The sequence below is a fragment of the Geobacillus sp. B4113_201601 genome, from assembly GCF_001587475.1.
Classification (GTDB): domain Bacteria; phylum Bacillota; class Bacilli; order Bacillales; family Anoxybacillaceae; genus Geobacillus; species Geobacillus icigianus.
Map to the genome: position 1 here is coordinate 111577 of NZ_LQYX01000099.1, position 2503 is coordinate 114079.

Annotated in this window: 2 protein-coding genes and 1 pseudogene; 1 reads left to right on the forward strand and 2 read right to left on the reverse strand. The window is 46.6% G+C overall.

The genetic code is table 11. The annotated features are described in order from the left end of the window. Positions 1 to 408: DUF4277 domain-containing protein (locus B4113_RS20715; protein ID WP_235598016.1), on the reverse strand; the 408-nt coding region annotated here is incomplete at its 3' end. A 249-nt stretch (positions 409 to 657) separates the two neighbouring features. Between B4113_RS20715 and B4113_RS14495 the strand changes: the two genes are divergently transcribed. After that, positions 658 to 1989 (forward strand): IS4 family transposase, encoded by a 1332-nt coding sequence (locus tag B4113_RS14495; RefSeq protein ID WP_061912601.1) that lies wholly within the window; start codon positions 658 to 660, stop codon positions 1987 to 1989. A 201-nt stretch (positions 1990 to 2190) separates the two neighbouring features. Here the strand turns inward: B4113_RS14495 and B4113_RS19035 are convergent. Further along, positions 2191 to 2503: pseudogene (locus B4113_RS19035) on the reverse strand (IS4 family transposase); the annotation flags it as partial.

A 2503-nucleotide genomic window follows, 5' to 3' on the forward strand; every position in this document is an offset into this window, starting at 1 on the left:
GTAAACGGTCTTGTCCGTCGTATCGGCGTGGAAGACGCGAAGAGAGAGGCCTTCTTTCTTGTCGATCTGCACGAGGCAAGACGAAAGGACTTGATGGATATTCGCCTCATACAGGCGATCCCAATGACGCGCGATGGCATCGTCGTTGAACCAAGACGGCTCCAGCCCTGGCCGAATCCGCTTCGGCCAATCGATGTCATGCGCCCATTGTTCCCAATGAACGAGCGCTTGCCGGCCGCTCAAGATATCCAGAACGATTAGCTTGACGATATCGCTGGCTCGAGTTTGGCATTGCGGATCCACGGGAACGAGATGATCAATCAGCTGAGGAAGGTCAAGATCTTTGAACAGGGTGCTTATTCTATTCAAATAAGAACTTTCATAAATGGCCTGAATTCGAACGTCCATGATGGGCAAACTCCTTTGCTTTCCTTGTGTTTCAAGGTTTTATTCGACAGGAAGATAAAAAAATCCTTCCGATTTTTGTCGAGAGGGTGCGAAATGTGAGTTTTAAAGTTATACTTTTACTCTTTAAAAGGCCGGTGAATTAATGGGGCATAGACCATACCCATCAAGTTAAGAATTTTGGTCTTTGTGCATCGTCAAAAACATGGTATCCTTTCTAACGAACACTCTACGTTAGAAAGGATTTTTTTCATGGAAAAACAAATGCAAGCATGGATTCAAACCATTCGTCAACTCTTTTCTCCCGAAGAATTAACCCGTCTCGCACGGAAAACAGGATTGATCCGGCGGCAGCGTTCGTTAACGGCGGAAGCCTTTCTGACTCTCTGTGCATGGGGAGATGGCTCACTGGCCAAACAGTCGCTTCAGCGGTTGTGTGCGGCCTTGACGCTCTGGCATGGCTGTTCCCTTTCAAGCGAAGGCTTGAATCAGCGTTTTACCGATCGGGCCGTGGCGTTTTTGCGAGAAGTGTTTTTCCTTCTTCTCTTGCATCAACGTCCGTTGCTTTGGTTCACGATCCAAACCTACCGGACGTGTTTTACTCGCTTGCGGATCTTGGACTCGACCAGTTTTTTGGTTCCCGCCGACTACGGGGAGGAGGATCAAGGTTCCGTTTCGCCGGGAGCGAAAATTCAGTTTGAATATGACTTGTTATCCGGCACCTGCCTTCATCTAGGCGTTCAATCGGCTAATGACTCGGACGCCCGTTTTGCCTATCACGTCCAGCACACGATTTTACCGAATGACCTATGTATTCGGGATTTGGGCTTTTTCTCCGTTGCCGCCCTGGCCGAGATCGACGCCCGCGGAGCGTATTCTATTACTCGGCTCCGTTCCGATATGAAAGTGTATATCAAGGAGAATGGCCAGTGGAAGGAATGGGATTGGGAGTCTATGGGCCATCCATTAGGAGAAGGAGAGGCGATCGAAGTGGAACACGTATACATCGGCCATGAGCGCTTGTATGTTCCACGGTTGATTTTCCGCCGTCTGACGGCGGAAGAATGGCAAAAACGGATGGCGTATGTGCAAAAAAAGGAAAAAAGAAAAGGGAAGGCGCTGACACGCCAAACCCTCGAACAAAAGAAATACCACATCTTACTGACGAATTTACCACAAGAGTCGTTTGATGGTCAACAGGTTTATGAGCTCTATTCCCTGCGCTGGCAAATTGAATGGTTGTTTAAAGCCTGGAAATCTGTATTTGATTTGGAGAAAGTCAAGAAGATGAAGAAAGAACGTTTCGAATGCCATTTATACGGGACGTTGATTGCCATTTTGGTCACCCAGACGTTTCTGTTTCACGCTCGGATGTATTGGCATCAAAAGGAAGACATTCAAATCAGTGAACGGAAAGCACTCGATCTTCTCCAATCGTATTGGCACCAGTTGCTTTTACGTTCGCCTAGGGCGGAAATCAACCTTTCCTCTCTCCTTTCCCTGTTGCGAAAACATGCCAAGAAAGATCGAAGGAAAGGGAAAGAAACGGCATCGGATATCTTAACGAAATTAGGGATATGGTAGAGCTAGATATGGATATAAATTCCAAACACCCCTCTTCTCGAGGGTTATTTGGCATGCCCAATAATGGATGTGATCCCCATCATTCACTGGGGGGATGAACACGAGTATCGTCTTAAAAATTTTATACCGCTAAACTTGACGGGTATGGCCAAATACACCTTCCCTATAGAAGGTTTTTTTATGGTATAAGATGGGAATTCCTTACGACAACGGCATGATGACCAAACTCTCGATCATGTCTAAAGCGCTCTTTTTTGTATAACGCCTTGATTTTTTTCCGTGTTGAGCGATTATGTTACAGAGTTTAGAAAGGAGCTGGGCAGCTAGCGCCTCAGAACACCATAAGGCTTGAAATCAATCCATCCCCCACTCCTTGATCATACTCATCGCCTTATATTCGCTCAATTCCTTTTTCTGTTTTCGATAGAGCCATTCTCGCATGGCAAACATGACCGTAGAGCTGATCAATAAGGCAATCAACGTTCCATACAAGTGGCACTGAAAGCGAGTCCCT